This window comes from Microbacterium sp. ANT_H45B (assembly GCF_008369345.1).
Classification (GTDB): Bacteria; Actinomycetota; Actinomycetes; order Actinomycetales; family Microbacteriaceae; genus Microbacterium.
Genome location: NZ_VOBK01000001.1, coordinates 383,934 through 410,687, shown reverse-complemented (window position 1 = coordinate 410,687; position 26,754 = coordinate 383,934). Strand labels below are relative to the sequence as shown.

Annotated in this window: 29 protein-coding genes; 21 read left to right on the top strand and 8 right to left on the bottom strand. The window is 69.3% G+C overall.

Translation table 11 applies throughout. The features are described 5' to 3' along the window. Positions 1 to 70 precede the first annotated feature (70 nt). The 10 genes from FQ142_RS01980 to FQ142_RS01935 all read left to right on the top strand — a co-directional run bounded on the left by FQ142_RS01980 (position 71) and on the right by FQ142_RS01935 (position 10,791). Positions 71 to 1,057: an aldo/keto reductase gene (locus FQ142_RS01980; protein WP_149422009.1), complete on the top strand. Its 987-nt coding sequence runs from the start codon at positions 71 to 73 to the stop codon at positions 1,055 to 1,057. A 59-nt stretch (positions 1,058 to 1,116) separates the two neighbouring features. Further along, entirely contained in the window at positions 1,117 to 1,770 is a 654-nt protein-coding gene (locus tag FQ142_RS01975; protein WP_056414634.1) for a YigZ family protein, read from the top strand. Between the two features lie 70 nt (positions 1,771 to 1,840). After that, on the top strand, positions 1,841 to 2,770 hold the full coding sequence (locus FQ142_RS01970) for a DnaJ domain-containing protein (protein WP_056414631.1): 930 nt from the start codon (positions 1,841 to 1,843) through the stop codon (positions 2,768 to 2,770). A gap of 142 nt (positions 2,771 to 2,912) precedes the next feature. Further along, positions 2,913 to 3,905 (top strand): LacI family DNA-binding transcriptional regulator, encoded by a 993-nt coding sequence (locus FQ142_RS01965; RefSeq protein WP_149422008.1) that lies wholly within the window; start codon positions 2,913 to 2,915, stop codon positions 3,903 to 3,905. Between the two features lie 35 nt (positions 3,906 to 3,940). Next, positions 3,941 to 5,212 carry an extracellular solute-binding protein gene (locus tag FQ142_RS01960; RefSeq protein ID WP_149422007.1) on the top strand — a complete coding sequence of 424 codons (1,272 nt, stop codon included), beginning with the start codon at positions 3,941 to 3,943 and terminating at the stop codon, positions 5,210 to 5,212. 4 nt (positions 5,213 to 5,216) lie between these two features. Continuing rightward, positions 5,217 to 6,113, top strand: a complete 897-nt coding sequence (locus FQ142_RS01955) for a carbohydrate ABC transporter permease (RefSeq protein WP_149422006.1) — start codon at positions 5,217 to 5,219, stop codon at positions 6,111 to 6,113. A 2-nt stretch (positions 6,114 to 6,115) separates the two neighbouring features. Beyond that, positions 6,116 to 6,955: a carbohydrate ABC transporter permease gene (locus FQ142_RS01950; protein WP_149422005.1), complete on the top strand. Its 840-nt coding sequence runs from the start codon at positions 6,116 to 6,118 to the stop codon at positions 6,953 to 6,955. Positions 6,956 to 6,985: 30 nt separating this feature from the next. Next, entirely contained in the window at positions 6,986 to 7,984 is a 999-nt protein-coding gene (locus tag FQ142_RS01945) for a glycoside hydrolase family 130 protein (RefSeq protein ID WP_149422004.1), read from the top strand. 4 nt (positions 7,985 to 7,988) lie between these two features. After that, entirely contained in the window at positions 7,989 to 10,031 is a 2,043-nt protein-coding gene (locus FQ142_RS01940) for a hypothetical protein (protein WP_149422003.1), read from the top strand. 94 nt (positions 10,032 to 10,125) lie between these two features. Beyond that, positions 10,126 to 10,791: a histidine phosphatase family protein gene (locus FQ142_RS01935; RefSeq protein WP_149422002.1), complete on the top strand. Its 666-nt coding sequence runs from the start codon at positions 10,126 to 10,128 to the stop codon at positions 10,789 to 10,791. Between the two features lie 19 nt (positions 10,792 to 10,810). Here the strand turns inward: FQ142_RS01935 and FQ142_RS01930 are convergent, their stop codons facing one another. Beyond that, complete coding sequence (locus FQ142_RS01930; RefSeq protein ID WP_149422001.1) at positions 10,811 to 11,353, bottom strand: hypothetical protein; 543 nt, start codon at positions 11,351 to 11,353, stop codon at positions 10,811 to 10,813. A gap of 93 nt (positions 11,354 to 11,446) precedes the next feature. Between FQ142_RS01930 and FQ142_RS01925 the strand changes: the two genes are divergently transcribed. From FQ142_RS01925 to FQ142_RS01915, 3 genes are all read left to right on the top strand, one after another. Further along, positions 11,447 to 11,866, top strand: coding sequence for a Fur family transcriptional regulator (locus tag FQ142_RS01925; protein WP_056414624.1), 420 nt, complete (start codon positions 11,447 to 11,449; stop codon positions 11,864 to 11,866). Positions 11,867 to 11,933: 67 nt separating this feature from the next. Then, positions 11,934 to 13,385, top strand: a complete 1,452-nt coding sequence (locus FQ142_RS01920) for a catalase (RefSeq protein WP_149422000.1) — start codon at positions 11,934 to 11,936, stop codon at positions 13,383 to 13,385. Positions 13,386 to 13,585: 200 nt separating this feature from the next. After that, entirely contained in the window at positions 13,586 to 14,395 is an 810-nt protein-coding gene (locus FQ142_RS01915) for an alpha/beta fold hydrolase (RefSeq protein ID WP_149421999.1), read from the top strand. A 131-nt stretch (positions 14,396 to 14,526) separates the two neighbouring features. Here FQ142_RS01915 and msrA read toward each other — a convergent pair whose 3' ends face one another. Both msrA and msrB read right to left on the bottom strand, forming a co-directional pair. Next, a complete protein-coding gene (gene msrA, locus FQ142_RS01910) occupies positions 14,527 to 15,072 on the bottom strand; it encodes a peptide-methionine (S)-S-oxide reductase MsrA (protein WP_045252821.1) in 546 nt (181 codons plus the stop codon). Next, positions 15,069 to 15,563: a peptide-methionine (R)-S-oxide reductase MsrB gene (msrB, locus tag FQ142_RS01905; RefSeq protein WP_149421998.1), complete on the bottom strand. Its 495-nt coding sequence runs from the start codon at positions 15,561 to 15,563 to the stop codon at positions 15,069 to 15,071. Before msrB ends, msrA begins: the two co-directional genes overlap by 4 nt. 152 nt (positions 15,564 to 15,715) lie before the next feature. Here msrB and FQ142_RS01900 point away from each other — a divergent pair, with 152 nt between their 5' ends. Then, a complete protein-coding gene (locus FQ142_RS01900; protein WP_149421997.1) occupies positions 15,716 to 16,633 on the top strand; it encodes a DUF808 domain-containing protein in 918 nt (305 codons plus the stop codon). Positions 16,634 to 16,691: 58 nt separating this feature from the next. On the opposite strand, the gene FQ142_RS01895 is transcribed toward FQ142_RS01900, so the two are convergent. Both FQ142_RS01895 and FQ142_RS01890 read right to left on the bottom strand, forming a co-directional pair. Continuing rightward, on the bottom strand, positions 16,692 to 18,041 hold the full coding sequence (locus tag FQ142_RS01895; RefSeq protein WP_149421996.1) for an HNH endonuclease signature motif containing protein: 1,350 nt from the start codon (positions 18,039 to 18,041) through the stop codon (positions 16,692 to 16,694). A 150-nt stretch (positions 18,042 to 18,191) separates the two neighbouring features. Further along, a complete protein-coding gene (locus FQ142_RS01890) occupies positions 18,192 to 18,977 on the bottom strand; it encodes an SDR family oxidoreductase (protein WP_149421995.1) in 786 nt (261 codons plus the stop codon). A 242-nt stretch (positions 18,978 to 19,219) separates the two neighbouring features. Between FQ142_RS01890 and sigJ the strand changes: the two genes are divergently transcribed. Further along, complete coding sequence (sigJ, locus tag FQ142_RS01885; RefSeq protein ID WP_149421994.1) at positions 19,220 to 20,128, top strand: RNA polymerase sigma factor SigJ; 909 nt, start codon at positions 19,220 to 19,222, stop codon at positions 20,126 to 20,128. Between the two features lie 33 nt (positions 20,129 to 20,161). Here sigJ and FQ142_RS01880 read toward each other — a convergent pair whose 3' ends face one another. Further along, positions 20,162 to 21,067 carry a serine hydrolase domain-containing protein gene (locus FQ142_RS01880; RefSeq protein WP_149421993.1) on the bottom strand — a complete coding sequence of 302 codons (906 nt, stop codon included), beginning with the start codon at positions 21,065 to 21,067 and terminating at the stop codon, positions 20,162 to 20,164. Positions 21,068 to 21,152: 85 nt separating this feature from the next. Here FQ142_RS01880 and FQ142_RS01875 point away from each other — a divergent pair, with 85 nt between their 5' ends. From FQ142_RS01875 to FQ142_RS01865, 3 genes are all read left to right on the top strand, one after another. Then, positions 21,153 to 21,680 (top strand): GNAT family N-acetyltransferase, encoded by a 528-nt coding sequence (locus FQ142_RS01875; protein WP_149421992.1) that lies wholly within the window; start codon positions 21,153 to 21,155, stop codon positions 21,678 to 21,680. Then, positions 21,677 to 22,408, top strand: a complete 732-nt coding sequence (pnuC, locus tag FQ142_RS01870; RefSeq protein ID WP_188042269.1) for a nicotinamide riboside transporter PnuC — start codon at positions 21,677 to 21,679, stop codon at positions 22,406 to 22,408. The genes FQ142_RS01875 and pnuC overlap by 4 nt, the downstream gene beginning before the upstream one ends. Positions 22,409 to 22,536: 128 nt before the next feature. After that, a complete protein-coding gene (locus FQ142_RS01865) occupies positions 22,537 to 23,922 on the top strand; it encodes an LLM class flavin-dependent oxidoreductase (protein WP_149421991.1) in 1,386 nt (461 codons plus the stop codon). A 20-nt stretch (positions 23,923 to 23,942) separates the two neighbouring features. Here the strand turns inward: FQ142_RS01865 and FQ142_RS01860 are convergent, their stop codons facing one another. Beyond that, the gene (locus FQ142_RS01860) at positions 23,943 to 24,122 is read right to left on the bottom strand and encodes a hypothetical protein (RefSeq protein WP_045252830.1); all 180 of its coding nucleotides are present in this window, start codon (positions 24,120 to 24,122) and stop codon (positions 23,943 to 23,945) included. A gap of 99 nt (positions 24,123 to 24,221) precedes the next feature. Between FQ142_RS01860 and FQ142_RS01855 the strand changes: the two genes are divergently transcribed. The 3 genes from FQ142_RS01855 to FQ142_RS01845 all read left to right on the top strand — a co-directional run bounded on the left by FQ142_RS01855 (position 24,222) and on the right by FQ142_RS01845 (position 26,028). Then, positions 24,222 to 24,671, top strand: coding sequence for a carboxymuconolactone decarboxylase family protein (locus FQ142_RS01855; RefSeq protein ID WP_149421990.1), 450 nt, complete (start codon positions 24,222 to 24,224; stop codon positions 24,669 to 24,671). A gap of 113 nt (positions 24,672 to 24,784) precedes the next feature. Further along, positions 24,785 to 25,825, top strand: a complete 1,041-nt coding sequence (locus FQ142_RS01850) for an iron-containing redox enzyme family protein (RefSeq protein WP_149421989.1) — start codon at positions 24,785 to 24,787, stop codon at positions 25,823 to 25,825. Further along, the gene (locus FQ142_RS01845) at positions 25,822 to 26,028 is read left to right on the top strand and encodes a CDGSH iron-sulfur domain-containing protein (RefSeq protein ID WP_149421988.1); all 207 of its coding nucleotides are present in this window, start codon (positions 25,822 to 25,824) and stop codon (positions 26,026 to 26,028) included. Before FQ142_RS01850 ends, FQ142_RS01845 begins: the two co-directional genes overlap by 4 nt. A gap of 113 nt (positions 26,029 to 26,141) precedes the next feature. On the opposite strand, the gene FQ142_RS01840 is transcribed toward FQ142_RS01845, so the two are convergent. Further along, positions 26,142 to 26,696, bottom strand: coding sequence for a hypothetical protein (locus FQ142_RS01840; protein WP_149421987.1), 555 nt, complete (start codon positions 26,694 to 26,696; stop codon positions 26,142 to 26,144). Between the last annotated feature and the right edge of the window lie 58 nt (positions 26,697 to 26,754).

Sequence of the window (26,754 nt, the reverse complement as noted above, 5' to 3'; positions counted from 1 at the left end):
GGAGGTTCCGGCAGGGCCTCCCACCGCGTCGGGCGCGGGCGTAGCGTCGTCCTCGACGAAAGGACACGACATGCACACTCGCACACTCGGACAGGGACTCGAGGTCTCGGCCATCGGTCTCGGCTGCATGGGGATGTCGCAGAGCTACGGCCCCAACCCGGGCAGCCGCGACGAGATGATCGCCGTTCTCCGTTCCGCACTCGACCACGGAGTGACGTTCTTCGACACGGCGGAGGTCTACGGGCCGTACGTCAACGAAGAGCTCGTGGGCGAGGCGCTGCAGCCGATCCGCGACCGGGTCGTCATCGCGACGAAGTTCGGCTGGCGCATCGAAGACGGCACGAGCGTCGGACTCGACAGCCGGCCCGAGCAGATCCGCCGCGTCGCCGAGGAGTCGCTGCGACGGCTGCGCACGGACGTGCTCGACCTCTTCTACCAGCACCGCGTCGACCCCGACGTGCCGATCGAGGACGTCGCCGGCACGGTGGGCGAGCTGATCGCCGAGGGCAAGGTGCGCCACTTCGGCCTCTCCGAAGCATCCGCCTCGACGATCCGTCGCGCGCACGCCGTGCAGCCTGTCACCGCCCTGCAGAGCGAGTACTCGCTGTGGACCCGCGATCCCGAGGACGAGGTGCTGCCCACCCTCGCCGAGCTCGGCATCGGCTTCGTGCCCTTCAGCCCGCTGGGAAAGGGATTCCTCACCGGCACGGTCGATCAGAGCACCTCGTTCTCGGACGGCGACATCCGCGGCACGATCCCGCGCTTCAGCGAAGAGAACCGGGCCGCGAACCAGGCCCTCGTGAGTCACGTCACCGCCCTCGCGGAGGCGAAGGAGGCCTCCTCCGGACAGGTCGCGCTGGCCTGGCTGCTCGCCCGGCAGCCGTTCATCGTCCCGATCCCCGGCACCAGACGCACCTCGCGCATCGCCGAGAACGCGGGGGCGACGACCGTCGCCCTCTCGGCCGATGAGATGGCCGATCTCGACCAGCTCGCGGCACGGGTGGGAGTGCAGGGCGACCGCTACAACCCGCAGCAGATGTCGTTCGTCGACCGTTGAGCAGGCGGCGCTGAGCAGGCGGCGCTGAGCAGGCACCGGGGCTGGGTAGTCTGAGGCGGATGACTCCGCCCCGCAGCCACCCGGCGACCATCGCCGCGCCTGTGGAGCACGAGCTGGTCATCAAGAAGTCCCGATTCATCGCGACAGTCACTCCGGTCGCCTCGGTCGAGGACGCGGATGCCGTGATCGCGCGCCTGCGCAGGCAGTGGTGGGATGCCCGTCACAACTGCACCGCGATGGTGACCGGTCTGCTCGGCGACCAGGCGCGGTCCTCCGACGACGGCGAGCCCTCGGGAACAGCCGGCGTGCCGATGCTCGAGGTGCTGCGCCGCCGCGAGCTGACGGACGTCGTCGCGGTGGTCACCCGCTACTTCGGCGGAGTGAAGCTCGGCGCCGGCGGGCTGGTGCGGGCCTACTCCTCGGCCGTCTCGGACGCCCTCGACCTCGCCGCGCTCGTGCGGCGGCAGTCGCTCACCCGGATCACGATGGAGGTGTCGCACGCGGATGCCGGACGCATCGACAACCTGCTGCGCGACTGGGTTCTGCATCACGGGGCGACGCTCGGCGAACCTCGGTACGGGGCACGGGCGACGCTGGAGGCCTGGGTTCCGGCGCCCGAGCTCGACCGACTCGCGGATGACATCGCGGCGGCCTCCTCCGGGGCCGTCGTGCCGGTGATCGGCGGCGAGCGCATCGTCGACGTGCCCGACTGACACCGACGGCCACGGCCGATCCACAACAGCAGCCGGATATTCTGGATGCCGCGATCTCGGAAGGAGAGCGATGTTCGACAGCCCGCTCTCGGCGTCCGCCTACGAGATCCTCGGTGTGGACCCGTCGGTGGACGACGTCGAGCTGCGGCGCGCCTACCGGCTGCGCCTGCGCGAGTCGCACCCGGACACCGGCGGCGACGCCGCCGTGTTCATCCAGGTGCAGCGCGCGTGGGAGCTCGTCGGCACCGCCGAGAGTCGCGCCGCCTACGACCGCCGCAGCGGCACGCACCCCGGCATCCCGTCGGAGCCGGAGTGGAGCGGATGGCGTCCGCAGACCGCGACGCGCACCGACACCCGCCCCCGGGCGCGCTCGTACGGCCACCCCGGTGGCTGGCGTCGCGAGCGCTATCTGTCGCTGATCCGCGAATGGGCCGGCCGCGGCGTCGAGGTGCCGGACCCCTACGACCCCGCACTCGTGCGCTCGGCTCCGCGAGACCTGCGACGACTGCTCGCCGATGCTCTGGCCGAGGAAGCGACCGCCCGCACGGTGAGCGCCCTCGGCATGGGCTTCACCGTCTGGCACGACGTCGCCACGGGCGCGGATGCCGACGACAAGCTCGACCACGTGGTGCTCAGCCCGTCGGGTCTGTACGGCGTGATGTCGGAGGACTTCGGCGGCGTCGTCGGCTTCCGGCGCGGAGAGATCACCGGGCCGAGCCTCGGCACCCGCGCGCCGGTGACCGCCGCCCTCGCCCGCATGCGCACGGTGGCCAAGGCCGCCAGGGTGAAGTTCGGCGGAGCGATCATGGTCCTCCCCGACGACGATCTGTCGCAGGCCGTCACTCCGCTCGGCAGCAGCCGCGGCATGCCGGTCGTGGTCGTGCGGCGCAGCGCGCTGTCGATGGTGCTGCGCCAGGGTGTTCCGGGCGCCCGCGCGATCGGGGGCAACGAGCTGTTCGACGTGCGCACCCGTCTGCAGCAGACCATCACGTTCGTCTGATCCCGGGCGGGACCGGGATCAGAGGGGCCCTTGACCGCATCCGTCAAACCGGTTTACACTCGCTTCACCCGCGATCGTCAAACCGGTTGAACTGTGCCGAGTCCCTGCCGACGATCAGCCCGAGGTTCCACGAGGAGGTGGCATGAGCCGCACGACGATCGCAGATGTCGCCCGCGAGGCCGGCGTCACCAAGGCCACCGTCTCGCACGCCCTGAGCGGCAAGCGCCCCATCTCCGACGACACGAGGGCCAAGGTCCTCGCCGCGGCCGAGAAACTGGACTGGGTGCCGAGCCAGAGCGCCAGGGCCCTGGCCACACAGAAGGCCAACGCCGTCGCCGTCGTGCTCGCCCGCGACCCCGAGGTCATCGCGAACGACTCGTTCTTCCCGGCCTTCATCGCGGGCGTCGAATCGGTGCTCGCCGAGACGGAGACCGGACTGATCCTGCACGTCGTCCCCGACCGTGCCGCCGAGGAGCGCGCCTACCGCGCGCTCAGCCATGGCCGAGCCGACGGCGCCCTGCTGCTCGACCTGCGCACCGACGACTGGCGCGTGCCGCTGCTCGAAGAGCTCGATCTGCCCGCCGTGCTCGTGGGCGCCTATGAGCGGCCGACCCGATTCTCCTGCGTGCGCACCGACGACGCGGAGCCGATCCGCGAGATCATCGCCCACCTGCGCGCCGACGGCCACGAGCGCATCGCGCATGTCGCGGGCCCCCTCGACTACGTGCACTCGCGGGTGCGCGCGGACGCCTACGTCGACGCCGTCGGAGGAGACGAGCTGCTGCGTGAGGGCGACTTCACCGCCGCCAGCGGCCGCGCCCGCACCGCCGAGCTGCTCGATCTGCCGGATCGCCCGACCGCCATCCTGTACTCGAACGACACCATGGCGATCGCCGGCCTGTCGTTCGCCCGCTCGAGCGGGCTCAGCATCCCCCGCGATCTCGCGATCGCCGGCTTCGACGACGACCACCTCTCCGCCCACCTCTCCCCCGCTCTCACGAGCGTCTCATCCGGGCCCGCCGCGCGAGGACGCGCGGCCGCCCGCCTGCTGCTGGCCGACATCCTCGGCGCCGAACCGCGCACCGAGGTCGTCGACTGCAACGTCGTGCACTTCCGGGAGAGCACCACCCGCTAGACGATCACCCGAACCATCGCGTCAAGGAGGACACCATGAAGAAGAAGATCCGCGCCGCAGCGCTCCTGGGAGCGGCAGCGCTCGTCGTCACCGGATGCTCGGCAGGCGGCGGGGGCGGCGGAGAGGGCTCCGCCGATTCCACCGGCCCGATCGACATCTGGCTGTCGAACAACGAGCAGGAGGTCGCCTGGGGCACCGCCGTCGTCGATGCCTGGAACGCCGAGCATCCCGACGAGAAGGTCAATGCGCAGGAGATCCCCGCCGGCTCGTCGTCGGAAGAGGCCATCACGGCCGCGATCACGGCGGGCACCGCGCCCTGCCTCGTCTACAACGTCGCTCCGGCGGCCGTCTCGGGCTGGGTCAAGCAGGGCGGTCTCGTCGACCTCAGCACCATGGAGGGCGGCAGCGACTACATCACGGACCGAGGCGGCGACGTCGACTCCTACGCCACCGACGGCAGCTTCTACCAGCTGCCGTGGAAGTCGAATCCCGTGATGGTGATGTACAACAAGGCACTGTTCCAGGCCGCGGGCATCGACCCCGAGGACCCGCAGATGAACACCTACGACGCGTTCCTCGACGGCTCGCGCAAGATCGTCGACTCGGGCGTGCAGAGCGCCATCTGGCCGGCGCCGACGAGCGAGTTCTACCAGCCCTGGTTCGACTTCTACCCGCTCTACCTGGCCGAGACCGACGGCACGATGCTCGTCGAAGACGGCACGTCGACATTCGACTCGGACGCCGGCAGCGAGGTCGCCGAGTTCTGGAAGACCTTCTACGACGAAAAGCTCGCGCCGAACGAGGCGTCGACCGACGATGCGATGTCCGCCGGCACGACCGCCATGCAGCTCGCCGGCCCCTGGGCGATCCCGTCGTACGCCGACACCGTCGACGTCGGCTTCATGCCCGTGCCGACGAGCGACGGACGCGAGAACCCGACGACCTTCGCCGACTCGAAGAGCGTCTCGATGTTCACCGCCTGCGAGAACCAGGGCACGGCGTGGGAGTTCCTGAAGTTCTCCACCAGCGTCGACAGCGACGGACAGCTGCTCGAGGCGACCGGTCAGATGCCGATGCGGACCGACCTCACCGGCACGTACGCCGACTACTTCGACGCGAACCCGAACTATGTGTCGTTCGCCGAGCAGGCCGAGGCGACGGCGGATGTGCCCAGCATCCCCAACTCCGTGGAGGCCTGGCAGGCGTTCCGTGACGAGTACTCCGCCTCCGTGATCTTCGGCAAGGAGTCGATCGACGACTTCCTGAAGACCGCGGCGACGAAGATCGACGACCTCGTCGCCGAGTGACGCGATGACCGACACCCGACGGCTGCGCACCCGATGGCTGGGTGCGCAGCCGATCGGCGGCCTCTTCGCGCTGCCGTACCTCGTCTTCGTGATCGCGATCTTCGCGTACCCCCTCGGGTTCGCGATCTACATCGCCTTTCACGACTACTTCTTCACCGCCCCCGGCGTGGAGGTGGAGCGTCCCTTCGTGGGTGTCGACAACTTCGTCACCGTTCTCACGGACCCGCGCGTGCTCGGTTCCTTCCGCAACACGCTGATCTTCCTCGTCATCAACGTGCCGCTCACCGCCGTGCTCTCGCTCGTGCTCGCCGCGGCGCTGAACACCGGCATCCGCTGGGTCGCCGCCTACCGTGTGGCGTTCTACGTTCCGTACCTGACGGCGAGCGTCTCGCTCGTCGGCGTCTGGATGCTGCTGTTCTCGGGCAACGGGCTGATCAACACCGTCCTCGGCCCGCTCGCCCCCGACCCGTCGTGGCTCGTGAACAGCGGACTCGCGATGCCGATGATCGCGCTCTACGTGACCTGGAAGCAGCTGGGGTTCTACATCCTGCTCTATCTCGCGGCCCTCCAGAACGTGCCCAAGGAGCTGTACGAATCGGCCGAGACCGACGGCGCCGGCGCGTTCTCGCGCTTCTGGAACGTCACGATCCCCGGCGTCCGCAATGCGACCACGCTCGTGCTGATCCTGTCGATCATCACCGGCGCCAACCTCTTCACCGAGCCGTACCTGCTCACGAACGGCGGCGGCCCGGACGGCGCCTCCTCGACACCCGTGCTGCTCATCTACCAGCTGGGCATCCAGCAGCAGAACCCCGACACCGCGGCGGCGATCGGCATGATCCTCGTGATCCTGGTCGGGATGCTGTCGCTCGCCGCCAACCGCGCGACCAGGGAGCGATGACCATGAGACGCACACGTTCACTCCCCCGCATCCTGAGCCTGGTGCTGCTCACGGTCGCGGCCATCGGCTTCGCCTTCCCGTTCTACTTCATGCTGGTCGGCGCGTTCCAGGAGAACCCGACGAACTCCCCGAACGAGCTCTTCCCGACCTCGGGGTGGACCGTCGACAACTTCGTCGCGATCGACTCCCGGATCGATCTGGTGGGATCTCTGCTCAACTCGCTGATCTTCACCGCCGGCGTGCTGCTCGGCACCGTCGTGTTCGGTCTGCTCGCCGGTTATGCGATCGCCCGTCTCGACTTCCGCGGTCGCGGCGTGATCTGGGTGCTGATGCTGCTCGTGCAGATGGTGCCGTTCCAGCTGCTGATGATCCCGCTGTACGTGCAGATCACGCGCAGCTACGGACTCGGCGATTCGTACCTCGGCATGATCCTGCCGTTCCTCATCAACACCACCTCGGTGTTCATCTTCGTGCAGTTCTTCAAGGCGCTGCCCGTCGAGATCTTCGAGGCGGCGCGCATCGACGGCGCCGGGGAGATCAGACTGCTGACATCCGTCGCGATCCCGCTGATCAAGCCGGTGCTCGTGACCGTCGTGCTCGTCACCTTCATCGGTCCCTGGAACGAGTTCCTCTGGCCGTTCCTCATCACGAAGGATGCGTCGCTGCAGCCGCTCGCCGTGTCCCTCGCGAACTACATCTCCAATGTCGCGCAGTCCACCGCGAACCCCAACGGCGCGATCCTCGCCGGTGCGACGGCGTTGGCCTTCCCCGTCGTGATCCTGTTCGTCGTCTTCCAGCGGTTCTTCCGAGCCACCGACCTCGGCGCGGCCGTCAAAGGCTGATCGCTCACCGTCTCACCAGAAAGGGCATCCATGTTCACCGGAGCCACCTTCCCCCTCGGACCTTTCACCCCCTACGAGGGCAACCCGATCCTGCGGCCGAAAGGCGACAGCTGGGAGTCCGCCAACCTCTACAACCCGGCGGCGATCGTCGACGGCGACGAGGTCGTGCTGCTCTATCGCGCGCACGCCGACGACATCGTCTCGCACATCGGCATCGCCCGATCGAGCGACGGCGTGAACTTCACCCGCGAGGACGCGCCGATCCTCTCGCCGTCCGAGGACTACGAGCGCTACGGATGCGAGGACCCGCGCATCGCGCTGATCGACGGCACCTATTACCTGACCTACACCGGTTGGGACAGGCGCAGCGCGCAGCTGTGCCTCGCGACCTCGACCGACCTGCGCACCTGGACCAAGCACGGACCGCTGTTCGAGGACTTCGACACGTTCAAGACCATGGACCCGCGCGGGTTCAACTGGTCGAAGGCCGGCGTGATCGTGCCTCAGAAGATGCACGGGAAGTGGTGGATGTACTTCGGCGAGGGGGCGATCTACTGGGCGACCAGCGACGACCTCATCCACTGGACGCCTGGCGCTCCCGACACCGAGCCGATGTACTCGCCGACCCCCGGCACGTGGGACGAGGCGCTCGTCGAGATCGGCACCTCGCCGGTGCTGGCGGACAACGGCCTGCTCGTGTTCCTCACGAACGGGGCGACCCGCACGGTGCACGACGACGGAACGGTCGACGTCGACTACCGCTGCGGGCAGATCGCCATCGACCCCGACGAGCCGACCCGGGTGATCGCCCGACTGCAGGAGCCGTGGCTGCGCCCGCAGACCTTCGAGGACATGCATGGCCTGGTGTCGAACGTGACGTTCGTCGAGGGGCTCGTGAAGTTCCAGGACAGATGGTTCGCCTACTACGGCCAGTCCGACACGACCCTCGCCGTCGCCATCCACGATCCCGCGCAGCCGTGGGGCCGCGCACTGCGAGACGCTGTCGGCTCAGGCGCCGACGAGGACTGAGACCATGTCCCTCTCCCGACGCACGTTCCTGACCGCGGCGGCCGCGAGCTCTGCGCTCGCCCTGCTGCCCCTCGATGCGCGCACGGCGCAGGCCTCGGCATCCCCCGGCCTTCACCCCTGGGGCGTCGCACCGCCGGACGGCGCACGCGGTGCCCGGCTCACGAACCTCGCGCATCTGCGGTTCCTGCTCGCCGAGGTGCCGGTGGTCGCGAGCGCGACGCACACCACGTTCGGCATCGAGGAATCGCCGCGGGTGCTCGCGCCGTGGACGTACGCCGACACCGACGGCGCCGGCGGATACCGCCCTGTCGGCGGCGGCACACGCGACGCCGTGACGGGGTACTGGACGCAGGGCGCGTACAACGCCGACGACATCGCCCGGGCAGCCATCGTGTTCCTGCGGGACTGGCAGGCGACCGGCGACCCGCAGAGCCGAGACGAGGCGCGTGATGTGCTGCGCTCGCTCGCTTTCCTGCAGACGACGAGCGGCGACAATGCCGGCCGGGTCGTGCTGTGGCAGCAAGAGGACGGCACGCTGACTCCGAGCGCGATCCCCGTCGAGCTGCCCGACCCCTCGGACTCGGCCGAGTCGTACTGGCTCGCCCGCTCGGTGTGGGCGTTCGGCGAAGGGTACGCCGCGTTCCGGCGGGAGGATGCCGCGTTCGCGGCGTTCCTGCTCGAGCGGCTGCATCTCGCCCTCGATGCTCTCGGCCGCGAGTCGCTGTCGCGCGCCGGGCAGTGGGTGCGCAGCGACGGCAGGGACCTGCCGGCCTGGCTGATCGCCGGCGGAGCGGATGCCACGGCCGAGGCGATGCTCGGGCTCGCCGCCGCGACCGAGGCCGGCGACGCCCGCAGCCGCCAGGCCCTGCAGACCTACGGCGACGGCGTCGCCGCGATGGCGAGCGACCCGAAGAAGGGCTGGCCGTTCGGCGCCGTGCTGCCGTGGACCGGGTCGCTCGGGTTCTGGCATGCCTGGGGCGCGGCGGCACCCGAGGCTCTGGCCAGGGCCGGTGCGGTGCTGCGTCGACGCGACTGGAGGGCCGCAGCCGTCGCGGATGCCGGCACGTTCACGCCGCAGGTGCTCGCCTCGGGCGGGCCGCACAACGCGTGGGCGCCGCTGCCCGCCGAAGCGCAGATCGCGTACGGCGCGCACGGTCGCGTCGCCGGGGCCGTGCAGGCCGCGACCGTCGGAGGCGAGGGGCTGCGCGTGCTCGCGGGGCTGGCGGCCGGCTGGTTCTTCGGCGCCAACACCGCCGGCATCCCGGTCTACGACCCGGCCACCGGCGTGACGTTCGACGGCGTCGAGACCGACGGACGTGTGAATCGCAACTCCGGAGCGGAGTCGACGATCCACGGACTCCTCACGATGCTGCTGCTCGACGCGAACCGCGACATCGCCCGCATCGCGACATCGATCACCGGGTTGTCGTCGTTCTCGGGGCTGAGGGTGCTCGAGGCCGAGAGCGCTCGGCTCTCGGCGGGGTGCTCGATCGTGCGCCCGGAGGGCGGCGCGTGGATCGGAGAGGGCAACCTCTCGGGTGCCGCATATGTGCGGGTGCCCGCGGGCGAAACGGTCGAGTTCGACGTGACCGAGGCCGACGGCATCCTGCACGGTCTCGTCTGGCGCCAGGCCGCGGATGCCGGAGACGCGGTGTGGGAGGTGTTCCGCGGTCGCCGGCGACTCTGGAGCACGCGCACCCCCGCCGGAGGCGCCGGCGATCGGGGCCTCACCGAGGCCGACGGAATGCTGGTGCCGCAACTGCTCGGCGGCGACCTGCCCGCCGAGGCGGTGACCGTGCGCTGCACGAGCCGCGGTGACGTGCGGCTCGACGCCCTGGTGATCCAGCCCGCGGTCTCGTCGGCCGTCTACGCGACGACCTCGGGAGCTGCCGTGCTGTACGCCGGAGGCACCCGGCGGGACCAGCGCATCGCTCCCCTCGCGCCCGGATCAGGACGCTCGTACGACGCCGACGGATCGCCGCGGGGCCAGGCCGTGCAGGGCGGCCGGGTGCGGGTGCGCGGCGGCGGGTTCACGATCACCCGCTGACGTCCGGACCTGCCGCCGGCCGTTCCGAGACCCGGGGGATGGCGCTGATCGTGCGGGCTGTCCGCAGGCGGGACCTCGGGACTACGGTTGCGGTGTGCCTGCGCTCCCCGAATACGACCCGCTGCCCGACCGCCCCGCGCCCGACAATCCGTCGGGAAAGCTCGTCCTCCTGCGCCACGGCGAGACCGAATGGTCGAAGGCCGGTCTGCACACCGGCCTCACCGACATCCCGCTCACCGCCCGGGGTGAGGATCTCGCTCGCGGAGCCGGAGAACTCGTCGCGGACTACGACTTCTCCCTCGTGCTGACCTCGCCGCTGCAGCGCGCACGGCGCACCGCCGAGCTCGCCGGTCTGCACGCAGAGGTCGATCCGCTGCTGGTGGAGTGGGACTACGGCGGATACGAGGGACGCACGACGAAGGACATCCGCGAGGAGCTCGGCTACAACTGGAGTGCCTTCACGCACGGGGTGATCCGCGGCGCGACGCCGGGCGAGACCGTCGAAGAGGTCGCCGCCCGGGCATCGCGGGTGCTGACCCGCATCCTGCCCGCCCTGGCGGACGGAGATGTCGCCCTCGTCGCGCACGGCCACTTCCTGCGCATCCTGACCGCCGTCTACCTGCGACTGGCGCCGCGTTTCGGCGCGCAGATCACCCTGAACGCCGGATCGGTCTCCGTGCTGAGCTTCTACCGCGAGCAGCCGGCGATCCTGTCGTGGAACTACGGACTCGAGCTGCCCCTCGCACCCTCGGAGTCCTGACGCCGATCGAGGCTGCGGCTCAGCTCATCCGCTGCAGCGACAGGGCATAGATCGCGGGCGCACCCTCGAGGTCCATCACGATCTGCATCCCGGTGGCGGCGGTGGTGACGTCGAACGCGATCGTCTCGTTGGCGCAGACGATCGGCTCGGCAGACGGCTGCTCCTCATCGAGCTCACCGACCGTCAGAGTGATGGTGCCGTCGCCCCGGCAGGCGAGCTGCGCCTGATAGGCACCGGCCTCCTGGGACTGCAGGAGCGTCTTCTGGTGCGGGGAGGTGTTCTCGCTCAGCCACCCGGAGAGGATCGGGGTGGATCCCTCGGCACCGGTGCTCGGCACGGCCGTCTCGGCCCAGTCCCTGATCTCGTCGGCGGGGATCGGGAGCAGCGCTTCGTCGGCGTCCGCCGCATCCCCGGTGGAGGTGGGCGCGGGTGTCGATGCCGACGGGGAGGGCGAGCCGGAGGCCGGCCCGCTCGGTGACCCGCTGGGCTCACCCGTGCATCCGGCGAGCGCGATGCCCGCCACCAGGATCAGTCCGATCGTCGCCGCTCGTCTCATAGCCATCACTCCACGCTACGCATCTGCACGGAGCGCGCAACCGCCGACGCCGACACGCCGGTCTTTTGAACAACTCAAAACAGCAGGTACAGTCGAGGCATGGACACCGACCTCGACTCCGCGCTTCGCGATGCGGGACTGCGGGCGACCGCGGGCCGTGTCGCTGTGCTCGAGGTGATGGAATCCATGGCCCACACGGATGCAGAGCGGGTCTACCGTTCCGTGTCCGCGGTGCTCCCGACGACGTCGATCCAGTCGGTGCACAACATCCTCGCGGACCTGACGGCGGCGGGGCTGCTCCGTCGGATCGAACCGGCAGGTTCCGCAGCGCTCTACGAACGGCGCATCGGCGACAACCACCACCACGTCGTCTGCACCGAATGCGGTGCGGTCGGTGATGTGGACTGCGTCGTCGGCGACGCGCCGTGTCTCACCCCGTCTTCGGCGGGGGGATTCACCGTCCGAACAGCCGAAGTCACCTTCTGGGGCCTGTGTCCCAGTTGCCAGAACGCCGCGTAGGCGTGAACACCGAGAGCACCCGGACCCACGGATGCCCTCGTCTCGCCTCGCGCAGAAGGAGAAGCACATGACGAAACCGAACACCACGACCCAGACCGGCACCCCGGCACCGAGCGACGCGCACTCGCTCACCGTCGGCGCCGACGGCCCCACGGTCCTGCACGACCGCTACCTCGTCGAGAAGCTCGCCTCGTTCAACCGCGAGCGTGTGCCGGAGCGCAACCCGCACGCCAAGGGCGGCGGCGCCTTCGGCGAGTTCGTCGTCACGGAGGACGTCTCGGCGTACACCCGTGCCGCGGTGTTCCAGCCCGGCGCCACCAGCGAGACGCTGCTCCGCTTCTCATCGGTCGCCGGTGAGCAGGGCTCCCCCGACACCTGGCGCGACGTGCGCGGCTTCTCGCTGCGCTTCTACACCTCCGAGGGCAACCTCGACATCGTCGGCAACAACACCCCGACGTTCTTCATCCGCGATGCGATGAAGTTCCCGGACTTCATCCACTCGCAGAAGCGCCTCGGCGACTCTGGCCTGCGCGACGCCGACATGCAGTGGGACTTCTGGACCCTCTCGCCCGAGTCCGCCCACCAGGTCACCTACCTCATGGGCGACCGCGGCCTGCCCCGCAGCTGGCGCCACATGAACGGCTACGGCTCACACACCTACCAGTGGGTGAACGCCCAGGGCGAGCGCTTCTGGGTGCAGTACCACTTCATGTCCAACCAGGGCGTCGAGGCGATGGGTGCGGCCGAGGCCGAGCAGCTGGCGGGCTCGGATGCCGACCACTACCGCCGCGACCTGTTCGACGCGATCACCCGTGGCGAGCACCCCTCGTGGGACGTCTACGTGCAGGTCATGCCGTACGAGGAGGCGAAGGAGTACCGCTTCAACCCGTTCGACCTCACCAAGACGTGGTCGAAGAAGGACTACCCGCGCATCAAGGTCGGCACGTTCACGCTGAACCGCAACCCGCAGAACTTCTTCGCCGAGATCGAGCAGGCGGCGTTCTCGCCCGGCAACCAGGTGCCCGGCACGGGCATCTCGCCGGACAAGATGCTGATGGCCCGCGTCTTCGCCTACCCCGACGCCCAGCGTCACCGCGTCGGCACGAACTACAACCAGCTGCCGGTCAACCAGCCGCATGCCGCCGAGGTGCGCAACTACATGCACGAGGGGCACATGCAGTACCGGTTCAACCCGGCCGAGCACCGCGTGTACACCCCGAACTCGTACGGTGCCGAGGGCGGCCCCGAGGCCGACCCGCTGGCCGGCGTCGAGGCGAGCTGGGAGTCCGACGGCGAGCTGATCCGCTCCGCGGCGACCCTGCACCTCGACGACGACGACTTCGGTCAGGCCGGCACGCTGTACCGCATGGTCTTCGACGAGGAGCAGCGCGCCCGATTCCTCGACACCCTCACCGGTCAGGGTCAGGGCATCACGATCGACGCGATCCGCGAGCGCTTCTTCCAGTACTGGACGAACGTCGACGCCTCGCTCGGCGACGCGCTGCGCGCCCGCTTCTGAGCGGCGGGCCCGCTCGGCATCCGCTGGCCGGATTCCGGTGACCGGCATCCGCCGACCCGCATCCGGAATCCGGTGACCGGGCCGCTCCACTTCGGGGGCCGACACGCCACGTGCAGGATGGTTTTGCACCAACCGTCCTGTAAGTGGCGTGTCGGCCCCCGTCGCGTGCGCGGCCATGGTCGCTTTTCGGAAGGGCCAGAATGGATGCCGTGGCAGTCCCTCTCTCTGACCTGAACAACATGCCTGAGCCCCAGCAGGTGTACGCGGCTGACGGCACGCGCCTCGCGACGTACACGTGGGGCGACCTCGACGCACCCGTGGTGGTGATCGTGCACGGCTTCGCCTCCAGCGCCCGCGACACGTGGGTGCTCACGGGGTGGGTGCGGGAGCTCACCAAGGCCGGCTATCGCGTTCTCGCGCTCGACCAGCGCGGCCACGGGCTCAGCGAGAAGCCACATCAGGCCGATGCCTACGGGATCCGCACCCTCGCGACGGATGTCGAGACGGTCATGGACGCCTATCTCGTCGATGACGCGTTCTACCTCGGGTACTCGCTGGGTGCGCGCGTCGGTTGGGAGGTCGTCCGCGACCTGCCCCAGCGCATCGGCCGTGCGGTGCTCGGCGGGGTGCCGGACGGCATCCCGCTCGCCCGACTGGATCTCGATCAGGTGCGCGCGTATCTGGCGGACGGCACCCCGGTGTCGGATCCGACGACGCAGAACTACATCACGCTGACCGAACGCGTGCCCGGCAACGACCTCGCGGCACTGGTCGCCCTCGCCGAGGGGATGCGCTCGTCACGGACGATCGACCCGGATCCGTCGAACGCTCCGGCGAGTCCGATCCTGTTCGCGACGGGATCGAAGGATGCGATCATCGAGGGCTCCCGGGCCCTCGCCTCCGCCGCCCCGCAGGGTCGGTTCTTCGAGATCCCCGACCGCAATCACTTCAACGCTCCGGGATCCCGTTCCTTCAAGGAGGCGGCCCTGGCTTTCCTGTCCGGGAGCTGACGCGGCCCTTCGTCTCGCTGCGCTCGCTCAGGGAGCGGAGCCACACGGGCACGACAAGAGCCCTTCGTCTCGCTGCGCTCGCTCAGGGGACGGAGTCACACGGGCACGACGAAGGGCTCTCGGTGCGGCGATCAGACCGCGGCGCTCTGCTCGCGCTTCGGCAGCACCCATCCGGCGCGCGGGAAGTGGCAGGTGTACCCGTTCGGGTACTTGATCAGGTAGTCCTGGTGCTCTTCCTCGGCCTGCCAGAAGGGTCCGGCGGGCTCGATCGCGGTGACGGCCTTGCCCGGCCACAGGCCCGACGCGTCGACGTCGGCGATGGTGTCGCGGGCGACGGTCTCCTGCTCGGGAGAGAGCGGGAAGATCGCCGAGCGATAGCTGGACCCTCGGTCGTTGCCCTGACGATCGAGCGTCGACGGGTCATGGATCTGGAAGAAGAACGCGAGGATGTCGCGGTACGTCGTCTTCGTCGGGTCGAACACGATCTCCACGGCCTCGGCGTGGCCGGGGTGGTTGCGGTAGGTCGCGTGGTCGTTGGATCCGCCGGTGTACCCGACCCGGGTGTCGAGCACTCCGGGCTGGCGACGGATGAGGTCTTCCATCCCCCAGAAGCAGCCGCCTGCGAGCACAGCGGTCTCGGTGCCTGGGGTGCGGGTGATGGTTCCGGTGTCTGTCATGACTGCTCCTCAGAGGTGGGGATGGCGGTGGGGGTGTCGGCTTCGGCGCCGGCGAAGAGGTGACGGTAGCGACCGTACCCCTCATCATCCAGGCTGTCAGCCGGGATGAAGCGCAGGGCGGCGGAGTTCATGCAGTAGCGGAGGCCACCGGCGGCACGGGGTCCGTCGTCGAACACGTGTCCGAGATGGCTGTCGGCTCCGGTGGAGCGGGCTTCGGTGCGCGTCATCCACAGCTTCCGGTCGGTGCGCGTGGTGACCGCGCCCTCTTCGATCGGGCGGGTGAAGCTCGGCCAGCCGGTGCCGCTGTCGAACTTGTCGGTCGACGAGAACAGGGGCTGGCCCGACACCACGTCGACGTAGATGCCGTCGTCGTGGGTGTTCCAGTAGGCGTTGCGGAAGGGCGGTTCGGTGGCATCCTCCTGCGTCACCTCGTACTGCAGGTGGGTGAGGTCGCTGACGGCCTCCGGAGTCCTGCCGTAGTCATTCGACATGATGCGTCTCCTTTTCCGACGCGGCTGGCTGCGGCGTCATAGAGCACAACCGGCGGATGCCCGGTTTTGGTCCCGCAGGACTGTGAGCGGGCTGTGAGTTTCGTCGCAGTCGGTAGAGTTGCTCCGCCACACACACCACAGGGGAGACACACATGTCGGTTGGACTGCTCGCGGTCGTCGATGACATTCTGAGCGCCGCGATGAAGGCATCCGCCAAGGCTGCGGGCGTCGTGATCGACGATGCCGCCGTGACGCCCCAGTACGTGCAGGGCATCACGCCTGCGCGTGAGCTGCCGGTGGTCGCGAAGATCGCGGTGGGATCTCTCGCCAACAAGTTCCTGATCATCATCCCGGTGGCGCTGCTGCTGACCGCCTTCGCGCCGTGGGTGCTGCCCTATCTGCTGATCCTCGGCGGAGCCTATCTGTGCTTCGAGGGGGCCGAGAAGGTGCTCGAGTGGTTCGGCGTGCAGCACGGGCACGCTGACGAGAGCGCGCGCGACGAGCGGAAGCTGGTGCTCGGCGCCGTGCGCACGGATCTGATCCTCTCGACGGAGATCATGCTGATCTCGCTCGCGAATCTCGAGGCCGGTCTCGATATCTGGACCACCCTCGCGATCCTCGCCGTGATCGCCCTGATCATGACCGGTGTGGTGTACGGCGCGGTCGCGCTCCTGGTGAAGATCGACGACATCGGCCTGAAGATGGCGAAGAGCCCTGTGCAGCGCGTGCGCCACACGGGCACCAGGATCGTGCGCTCGATGCCGGGAGTCTTCCGCTTCATCAGCATCCTCGGCACCGTCGCGATGCTGTGGGTCGGGGGCCACCTGCTGCTCGTCAATCTCGGCGAGGTCGGCGTGCACTTCGGGGCCGACATCCTGCACGGCATCGAGCACCTCCTCGAGCCCGCGGGCGGTGTGATCGTCTGGATCGGCGACACCCTGTTCTCTGCCCTCGCCGGACTGGTCGCGGGCCTGATCATCGTGGCCATCGTGCTGGGCATCGCGAAGCTCTTCGGCAAGAAGCCGAACTTCCACGAGGGCGGGGAATCCCCCGTCGACGTGCACGCCTGACGCGTCCCTCGACGCGTCGCTCGACGCAACCCTCGATGCATCCCTCGTCGCGGTCTTCTCACGCGGCGATGTCATAGCGAGCCCGTCCTCCGAGGCGAGGAGTCCGCGCCGGATCAACGTGCGGCGGAGGAATGAGCCAGACCCGCGCGGCGACGCCGACACCGTCGACGCTGATGTCCCATCCGTTGTCGTGGATGCGGTGATGACACGATTCGCACAGCAGCACGCCGTTGTTCAGATCGGTCGGACCGGTGTCGCGCTGCCACCACCTGATGTGGTGCGCTTTGGTCATCTGGGGCGGGAGGCCGCACATCGCGCATCCACCGTCTCGCTCGACGAGGGCGAGACGTTGCGCCCGCGTGAACAGTCGCTTCTCTCGGCCCCAGTCGAGGATCTCTCCTGCAGAGCCGAGCACCACCGGGATGATCCCGCCACCCGCTGCCATCCGTCGGCAGGTGCTGATGCTCACGGGCTGGTCGCTGCCGTCGATCGTCGCGACTCCCCGCCCCGAGGTGAGGTCGTCGAGGTTCACACGCACCACCACTGTCGCGCCGGTCGCCGGCATCCCGCCGTTGTCACAGGCGATCGCATGCTCGCACAGGGCGGTGACGGCGTCGGCCTGGATCATCACCACGGTGCGGTGATCGGCGTCGGCCGCACCGGGCTCGGGTGCCGTGACCCGCGCCTGGAACGTCGCGGACACGTAGGCCTGGATCGCTGCCCTGATGGGCGCGCTCGACGCGATGTCGGTCTGCAGGTTGAGGTGGAAGGAGCCGTCGCGCTCGAACATGGTGAGAGAGCGACGATCACGCGACTGCTGCTCTTTGGGAGCCACCCCGTCGGGGTCGAGCCAGGCTTCGGTGCGGGCGACGAGCGTACGCACGTCGTCGAGCGTCATCCCCGCGGCGCGAGCGACGAGCAGCCCCTCGGCCTCGTCGACCCGCGCCGACCCCACACGGAGGCGAAGTCGTTCGAGCAGTGCGACGATGACTGCGGCGGCGGCCACGGAGATCTCACCGGCGGCGAGCGCTGCCGCCAGTGCGGGGTACTTCGCGGGCAGCACCTCGCCCAGCAGATTGCTGCGCGGTGCGGCGGCCTGACCGACCGTGATGAGGCGCTTCGCGTCTCCCGGCGAACCGCCCGTCGTGGTCGCGATCAGTGCTCCGGCGTTACGGAATCCCTGTTCCTTGGCCAGCCCCTCGGGGCCGAGTTCCGGCCGCGATTCGTGCGCGATCGTCGCCGCGAGTTCGGCGTGGATCCCGTCGAGACAGCGTTGCACCTCGCCGACCGCACGATGCGCGTCGAGCAGTTCGGCCCGCGAGAGATCGGTGCTCCTCTCCGCATCGGCCCACGCATCGCCGAGGCGCTCGATGGCCTCGAGGAGCGGCGTCAGACGGGTCGTGGTCATGATCTCAGTTTAGAACATATGTTCTAAACTATGGTCGGAATGCCGGCATGCGATGCGGCTTCACTCGCCGCGCAATCGCGGCCTCCGCACACTGTGCAACACCGCCTCCACACCGGGCGCACACGCGTCCCACCACAGCGCACTGCGGCCTCACCCGCCGCGCACGTGGTCCTCACTGCGCAGCCACTCGTCGAACGTGATGCGCCCCTGCCGGGCATCGGCGCCGCCGCGCAGCGCCCCCGACGCGAGCCCCGCGCCGTATGCGCCGGGCAGGCGCACCCCCACCACGCGCCGGCGCCGACCGTCGTACGCGAGCTGCCGCCGGGCGACGTCGAGCAGGATCTCGTCGCGCGGACCGACCAGGTCGCTCGCCCGACCGGTCGCCGCACCCTCCGCGAGCCGCACCAGATGCGCACCGACCTCCCGGGCGGCCACCGGCCGCATGAGCAGCGTCGGCAGGAGTGCCACGGGCCCGCGCATCCCCGAGAGCACCTGCCCGGCGAACTCGTGGAACTGCGCCGCTCTCGCGATCGTGAACGGCACCGGCCCCGTCGCCACCGCGCGCTCCTGCGCGAGCTTGCCCGCATAGTAGGAGGAGTCGATCCCATCGATCCCCACGATCGACAGCGCGACGTGATGCCCGACGCCCGCAGCCTCTTCCGCGGCGAGCAGGGTGCGGGTCGCCGTCTCGAAGAAGGCGATGGCCTTCGCCGCCGAGAGCGTGGTCGTGTTCGTGACGTCGATCACGGCATCCGCGCCCTGCAGCGCCTCGACGAGACCGGCGCCCGTGATCACGTCGACACCGCCCACGTCGACACCGCCCACGTCGACACCGCCCGCGCGCGAGAGCACGACGACCTCATGCCCCGCGGCCCGCGCCTGCGCGACGGCATGCCGGCCCACGACACCCGTTCCTCCTGCGACGGCGATCCTCATCCGACTTCCTCTCCGCTCCGGGAACCCGCCTGCGCGCGGTGCGTGCACCCACCGCGCACCCTCCCGCTGTGATGACGAGACGGCCGTCGAGAATGTGAGGCCTCACACGTGCGCGCGCTGCATCGTCATATCCTGCGAAAGCACACGCGACAGGAAGCACGCGAAAAGAACACCCGCGAACACGACCCGCGAGCGCCACACACGACAAGAACACGGCGGATGCCGCACCGGAGGAGACACCCATGGACGACGATCTCGACGATGTCTTCCGCGAACGCCGCCGTCTGCTCGCCCTCGGCTACCGGATGACGGGGACACTGGCCGATGCCGAGGACATCGTGCAGGAGACGTACCTGCGCTGGTACCGGCTCACCGATGTCGAGCGCGAGGGCATCGCGAACCCGGCGGGCTGGCTGACGACCGTCGCCGGCCGCGTCGCGCTCGACCTCCTCGGGTCCGCACGTCGTCGACGCGAGCAGTATGTCGGGCCGTGGCTGCCCGAGCCCGTTCCGGCCGATGTGTTCGCCGGGACGATCGGAGCGCGCACGGCGTCACCCGCGGATCCCCTCGACCGCATCACCCTCGACGACGACGTCTCGACCGCACTGCTCGTGGTGCTCGAGGCGATGACACCCGCCGAACGCGTGGCGTTCGTGATGCACGACGTCTTCGCCGTGCCGTTCGACGAGATCGCCGCGGCGGTCGGCCGATCCTCCGCCGCCGTGCGGCAGCTGGCGGCATCCGCTCGTCGCCACGTGCGCGAGAGCCGGGCGGTCGCGGTTCCTCGCGATGAGCACGATCGCGTCGTCCGCGCGTTCCAGGACGCCACGCGAACCGGTGAGATCGGCGCGCTTCTGCGGTTCCTCGCCCCCGATGTCGAACTCCGCAGCGACGGCGGCGGTGTCGTCAGCGCCGCGCGCAACGTCGTGAGCGGAGCCGACCACGTCGCCCGCTTCCTGCTCGGGATCGCCGCAAAGAGCCCACGTCTGACGGTGGAGGAACAGCGGTTCGGCGACGGGATCGGACTGGTGTTCCGCAACGAGGGCGCCGTGCACTCGGTCATGAACCTCCTCGTCGAACACGGCGTGATCACCCAGCTGTGGATCGTCCTCAACCCCGCCAAGCTCACCCACTGGCGGCCCTCCCCCTGAGAGACCGACGAAGCGAGCGGCCAGAATCAGGGGTCAGTGCCCTCGATCGATGCGACCTGACACGGATCCGGCAACGGCGTCCGCGGCGATCTCGATCAGTCGACCGTCGTTGCCCTCCTCGTGCGCCGTGATAGTGATGACCGCGTCGGCGGACTCGTCGACGAAGACGTACTGTCCGTATCGACCGTCCAGCCGCCAGCCGTCTCTCGGCCCACCCCAGGCGGCGAGCCCATACGACGAGTAGCGGCCGCTCTCTCCCGTCGAGACCCATTCGGCGTGCATCCGATCGATCCAGCTCTCGGCCACTATCCGCTCCTCACCGAAGCGGCCGCCGTCTCGCAGGACCCGACCGATCCGGGCCAGCTCCTCCGTGCGCAGCTCGAGTCCGCTTCCGCCCACGATCCATCCGAGCGGGCACCTGTGCCATTGCGGGTTGTGGATTCCGAGCGGCTGGAACAGCCGGGGCAGCACCCAGTCCCGCACATCGCCGACGGCCGCCCCGAGCATCCGCATCGCGACATAGGTGCTGGCATCCGAGTACTGGAAGTGCTCTCCCGGGCCTCGGCTCGGACGCGCGAGCATCTCGTGGGCGAGGTCGGGCCACGGCACCTCCTGATCCCCGAACCATTCGAAGTCGATCCCGCTCGTCATCGAGAGCAGATGCCGGAGGGTCACCCGCTCGACGCCCGCGCCGTGCTCGGGCACCGCAAGGGCATCGACGGCTCGTGTGTCGAGCGACAGGATGCCTTCGTCGACGGCGATCCCGGCCGCGAGTGCGCTCACCCCCTTGGACACGGAGTACAGGTTCACCCGGTCATCACTGCGCCATCGATGCTGGGTCGATTCGTCACCGACGAGCACGTGAACCCCGTATGCGCCCAGCTGCTCGTCGTCGATGGCGCGGACGATGCGGTCGCGGATCGTTTCGGCAGGAGACATGAGCCCAGTCTTGCGCACACCCACCCACACGGCATCCTGCTAGCGTCGTCCCGTGCGCACCCCCCGCGCAGATGCAGGAGACCCGATGAGCGACCACCAGATCCGGGATGCCGAGACCGCAGACCTCGAGGCGATCCTGGCCATCTACAACGATGCGGTGTTGCGCACGACGGCCATCTGGAACGATGACGCCGTCGACCTCTCCGACCGCACGGCGTGGATGGCCGAGCGCACCGCGCGGGGATATCCGGTGCTCGTCGCGATGGACGACACCGGAGTGCTGGGGTACGCGACGTTCGGCGACTTCCGTCCGCACCACGGCTTCCGGCACACGGTCGAGCACTCCGTCTATGTGCGCGACGGCGAGCGCGGGCGCGGCATCGGCAAGGCGCTGATGATCGAGCTGATCGATCGTGCGCGCAGGCTCGGCGTGCACGTGATGGTCGCGGCGGTCGAGAGCGGCAACACCGGCTCGATCGTCATGCACAAGCGCCTCGATTTCCTGCAGGTCGGGCGGATGCCGCAGGTCGGCGCCAAGTTCGACCGCTGGCTCGATCTCACCCTGCTGCAGCTCGTGCTCGACGAGCGCCCCTTCCCGGACCAGCTCACGTGAATGCCCTGCTCTGGCTCGCCGATGCGTTCAACTCGCAGTGGGTGCTGCCCGGCGGCCAGGTGCTGTTGATCCGCGAGGTGGTGGGCAACGCCTTCGGTCTGGCGAGCGCCCTCGGCGGCATGCAGCGCAAGATCTGGGCGTGGCCGGTGGGCATCGTCGGCAACCTGCTGCTGCTCACGGTGTTCCTCGGGTCGATCCTCAACCCCGACCACGAACTCCCGCACCTGCTCGGTCAGGCAGGACGCCAGGTCATGTTCATCATCGTGGCGATCTACGGGTGGGTGCGCTGGCGGCAGGCGTCGTCGGACGGCGGGCGCGTGACGCCCCGCTGGGCTCCGAACAGCGCCCGGATCGGCCTCGTGCTGGTGATGGTGATCGGCACGATCGCCCTCACTCCGCTCTTCCGCGCGCTCGGGTCGTGGGAGCCCGTCTGGGCTGACGCCTGGACGTTCGTCGGATCCCTGCTCGCCACGTACGGCATGGCCAAGGGCTGGACGGAGTTCTGGCTCATCTGGATCGCCGTCGACGTGGTCGGCGTGCCGCTGCTGTTCAGCTCGGGGTTCTACGCGACCGGGTTCATGTACGTGTTCTACGGCGTCTTCACCGCGGTCGGCTTCGTCGTCTGGTGCCGCGCACAGGCGAACGCGAAACCTCAGGTCGAGACGATCATGCCCGACCCCCGACCGATCACGTCGACCGTGAAGACGGTCGGCCCGGACCGGGACTGACGGTCGGCCCGGACCGGGACTGACCAGGCCCCGATTCGCATCGAGCGATCCGCCGGGGACTCCCCCGAATGTGTCGGCACGTGTCGCGCGGCTGGCCGGGCGGCCGATCGGCGGGTTTGCTAGACGCCATGACCCGTCAGATCCGCTTCAACGCCTTCGACATGAACTGCGTCGCCCACCAGTCGTCCGGCCTGTGGCGGCATCCCGACGACCGCTCCCGCCAGTACAACACCCTCTCGTACTGGACGGATCTGGCGAAGCTGCTCGAGAGCGCGACCTTCGACGGCATCTTCATCGCCGACGTCCTGGGCACCTACGACGTCTACGGCGGCACGAACGAGGCGGCCATCCGCAACGGCGCCCAGGTGCCCGTGAATGATCCGATCCTGCTCGTGAGCGCCATGGCCGCCGTCACCGAGCATCTCGGATTCGGCATCACCGCGGGCACCGCGTTCGAGCACCCCTATCCGTTCGCGCGTCGCCTGAGCACGCTCGATCACCTGACGAACGGCCGCGTCGGCTGGAACGTCGTGACCGGGTATCTGCCCAGCGCCGCGCGCAACATGGGCCAGACCGACCAGCTCGCCCACGACGACCGCTACGACCACGCCGACGAGTACGTCGAGGTGCTCTACAAGCTGTGGGAAGGGTCGTGGGAAGACGACGCCGTGGTCGAGGACCGCGAACGCGGCATCTTCACCGACCCGGCGAAGGTGCATCCGATCGGCCACGAGGGAAAGCACTTCAGCGTGCCCGGCATCCACATCTCCGAGCCGTCGCCGCAGCGCACCCCGGTGATCTACCAGGCCGGTGCCAGTCCCCGCGGGGTGAAGTTCGCCTCGGAGAACGCCGAGGCGATCTTCGTGGCCGCGCCCTCGAAGGAGGTGCTCGCGGGCACCGTGAAGCGCATCCGCGACGCGCTCGAGGATGCCGGTCGCGACCGCTACGACGCGAAGATCTACACGCTGCTCACGGTGATCACCGGGGCGACGAGCGAGGATGCCGCGGCGAAGCACGCCGAGTACCTCTCGTACGCGAGCCCCGAAGGCGCACTGACGTTCATGTCGGGCTGGATGGGCGTCGACCTGTCGCAGTACGCCGAGGACGAGCCGGTCGGGAACGTCGAGTCGAACGCCATCCGGTCGGTGCTGCAGCACCTGAAGGAGGAGGCCGACCTCGGTCGGGAATGGACCGTCGGCGACTTCGGCCGCCACAACGCGATCGGCGGCCTCGGCCCGACCGTCGTGGGCTCGGGCGTCGAGATCGCCGACGAACTGCAGTCGTGGGTCGAGGAGACCGACATCGACGGCTTCAACCTCGCCTATGCGGTCACTCCCGGCACCTGGCAGGACGTGATCGAGCACGTCATCCCGGTGCTGCGCGAGCGCGGCGTCTACCCGAACGAGTACACGCCGGGCACCCTGCGTCACAAGCTGCAGGGCAAGGGCGACCGGGTGCAGGACACGCATCGCGCCGCGCGCTACCGGGTGGGGGCGAAGGCTCCGGTCGCCTGATCAACTGGTCGTGCGGGCGGTCACTCGGCCTTCGAGCTGAAGAGTCCGCGCAGGACGAGGAACACCACGCCCGCGACGACGAGCACGATCGCGAGCTTCGCGATGAACCACAGGATCGAGAACAGCGCGCTGACGATCCACCAGGCGATCACCACGGCGAGGACGACTCCGATGACGGTCCACAGCGAGTTCTTGTTCATGGTTCCAGCCTAGGCGGCAGGGCGCACGTCACAGATCCGGATGCTGCGTCGTCAGTACCGGTGAGGCGCATCGGGCGCCTCCCCAGTGAAGGAGACGACGTGTCGCACGTGAACATCGGCAAGATCTACGCAGCCCCGTACCAGGCGATGCTCGAGTTCGCCGCGAAGGCTGCAGAGGCGGGGGCGGATGCCGGGCTCTCGCCACTGCTCGTCGAACTGGTCAAGGTTCGCGCCTCGCAGCTCAACGGCTGCGCGTTCTGCCTCAGGATGCACTGCGCCGACGCCATCGCGGCCGGGGAGACGGCCGACCGCCTCGCCGTGCTCGCAGGATGGTGGGAATCGCAGTACTTCTCCGCCGAGGAGCAGGCGGCACTGCAGATCGCCGAGAACGTCACGATCATCGGCGACCCCGGTCGCCTCGCCGACCGGGGAGTCGCGATCGACGGCCTGCTGACCGAGAAGCAGATCGCGGCGGTGACCTGGCTCGTCGTCGTGATCAACAGCTGGAACCGCATCGCGATCAGCAGCCACTACCCCGTGCACGCCTGACGCAGCGGGATGGGTGCGACGGGCGGGCGGATGCCGAGGCATCCGCCCTTCCGCATCCGATGCGCGCCGTCAAGTCCCTTCTCGGTCGATCGACCGAGGGCGAGACTGCGATCATGTCTGCACCGACCCTCGTTCCGTCCGCGCTCCACGGTTGCACCGCTCGCGGCCCGTTGAGCGACGCCGTCATCCGCCGACTGACCGGAGACGATGTCGACGATCTCGGCGCGCGGGCAGAGCTCGCCCTCGCCGCGAGCGCCGACATCGTGCGCGATGACGACATCCAGTTCGCCCTCTTCGTGCTCTACGCGTCGTCGTACGGTTCGCTGCCTGAGCTCGACCCTGCTCTGGAGTGGGATCCGGCGCTGATCGCCACCCGAGCGATCCTCGAGCACGCGTTCGAGCGGGCGCTGCGGGCCACGGTCCCGGCTCCCGCACTGCCCGAGCCGACCGTCGATGCCGTCGGCCGCGCGCTCTTCGCCCTCGCCGAAGCGGACACCGGGCCGAGCCTGTCGCGCTACGTCGCGAAGAAGGCGACCGAGGAGCAGATGCGCGAGTTCTTCATGCAGCGCTCGATCTACACGCTGCGGGAGGCAGATCCGCACTCCTGGGCGATTCCGCGACTGCACGGTCGAGCGAAGGCCGCGCTCGTCGAGATCCAGTCGGACGAGTACGGCGGAGGACGGCCGGACCGCGTGCATGCGACGATCTTCGCGCGCGCGATGCGGGGCGCCGGCCTCGACGACACCTACGGCGGATACGTCGACGACGTCCCGGCGATCACGCTCGCGTCGCTCAACACGATGTCGATGTTCGGCATCAACCGCCGGCTCGTCGGAGCGATCGTCGGACACCTCGCCGCGTTCGAGATCACCTCGTCGATCCCCAACCGCATGTACGGCGACGGCCTGCGCCGGCTCGGTTTCGCCGAGGACGTGACCGAGTACTTCGACGAGCATGTCGAAGCGGATGCCGTGCACGAGCAGATCGCGGCGCGCGACCTCGCAGGCGCTCTGGCCGAGGACCACCCCGAGCTGCTCGAGGACATCATGTTCGGCGCTGCGGCCTGCCTGACCGTCGACGGGTGGGCGGCCGGGCACATGCTCGAGTCCTGGACGCGCGGCGAATCCTCGCTGCGGGAGCGGTCGTTGCGATGAGCGAGCGCGAGGAGGCCGTCACGATCACCGCGTACCCCGACGGGCCGCTGCTGGTCAGAGGGGCCGCGGTGCTCGAGACATCCGACGGCGAGCAGATCCCCGTCAGCCGTCGCACCGTCGCGCTGTGCCGGTGCGGTCTGTCGACGATCAAGCCGTTCTGCGACGGCACGCACAAGGCATCGGGATTCCGCACCGACACGTGATTTCCGCGCTGTCGGTCGACGCGCCGTGGGAGGAGAACCGCCTGTCGGGAGGAGAATCCGCGGGATCGGGTCCTCCCGAGACGGAGTTCTCCTCCCGACGGAGTGGTCGCCGGTCAGTGCCCGACCGCCGGCAGGCAGCCGCCGTCCATGATGATGCCGCCGACCTCGACGGAGAGGACATCCGCCGACACCTCTCCGAAGATGCATCCGCCCTCCGGTGCGGCGACACCGAATGCGACGGCGCGCTCGTCGCCGATGATCTGGATGTCGCTCAGCCCGGCATCCGAGATCGCGTCCTCCACGGCGTCGACCGACAGGTCTCCCGAGGTGCGCAGGGCCTCGAGCGCCGTGCGGATGTCGGTCGCCGGCCGCTCGGCCGCCGCTCGGCTCGCCTCCGACAGATCCACGCGATCGCGGTAGCGGTCGTTCTGCGCCATCGCGTCGTCGGGATCGTACGGCGCGCAGTCCGGGGGCAGCTCGACGCCCTCGACCTGCGGGCACGCCGCAGTGGGAGTGGGGCTCGGGGATGCGGTCGAGGATGCGGATGCCGTCGGCGATGCCGTCGACAGCCCGGTGGTCGCCGTCGCGCATCCCGCGAGCAGCATGGTCGTCGCGATGACGAGAAGCAGACGCGTGCCTCTCGACCTGTCCCCCCGGATCCTGGCCATCCCCTCATGGAACCACACGCGATCCGCGCTGCCAACCTCCCGCCGGGCTCTCCGCGCC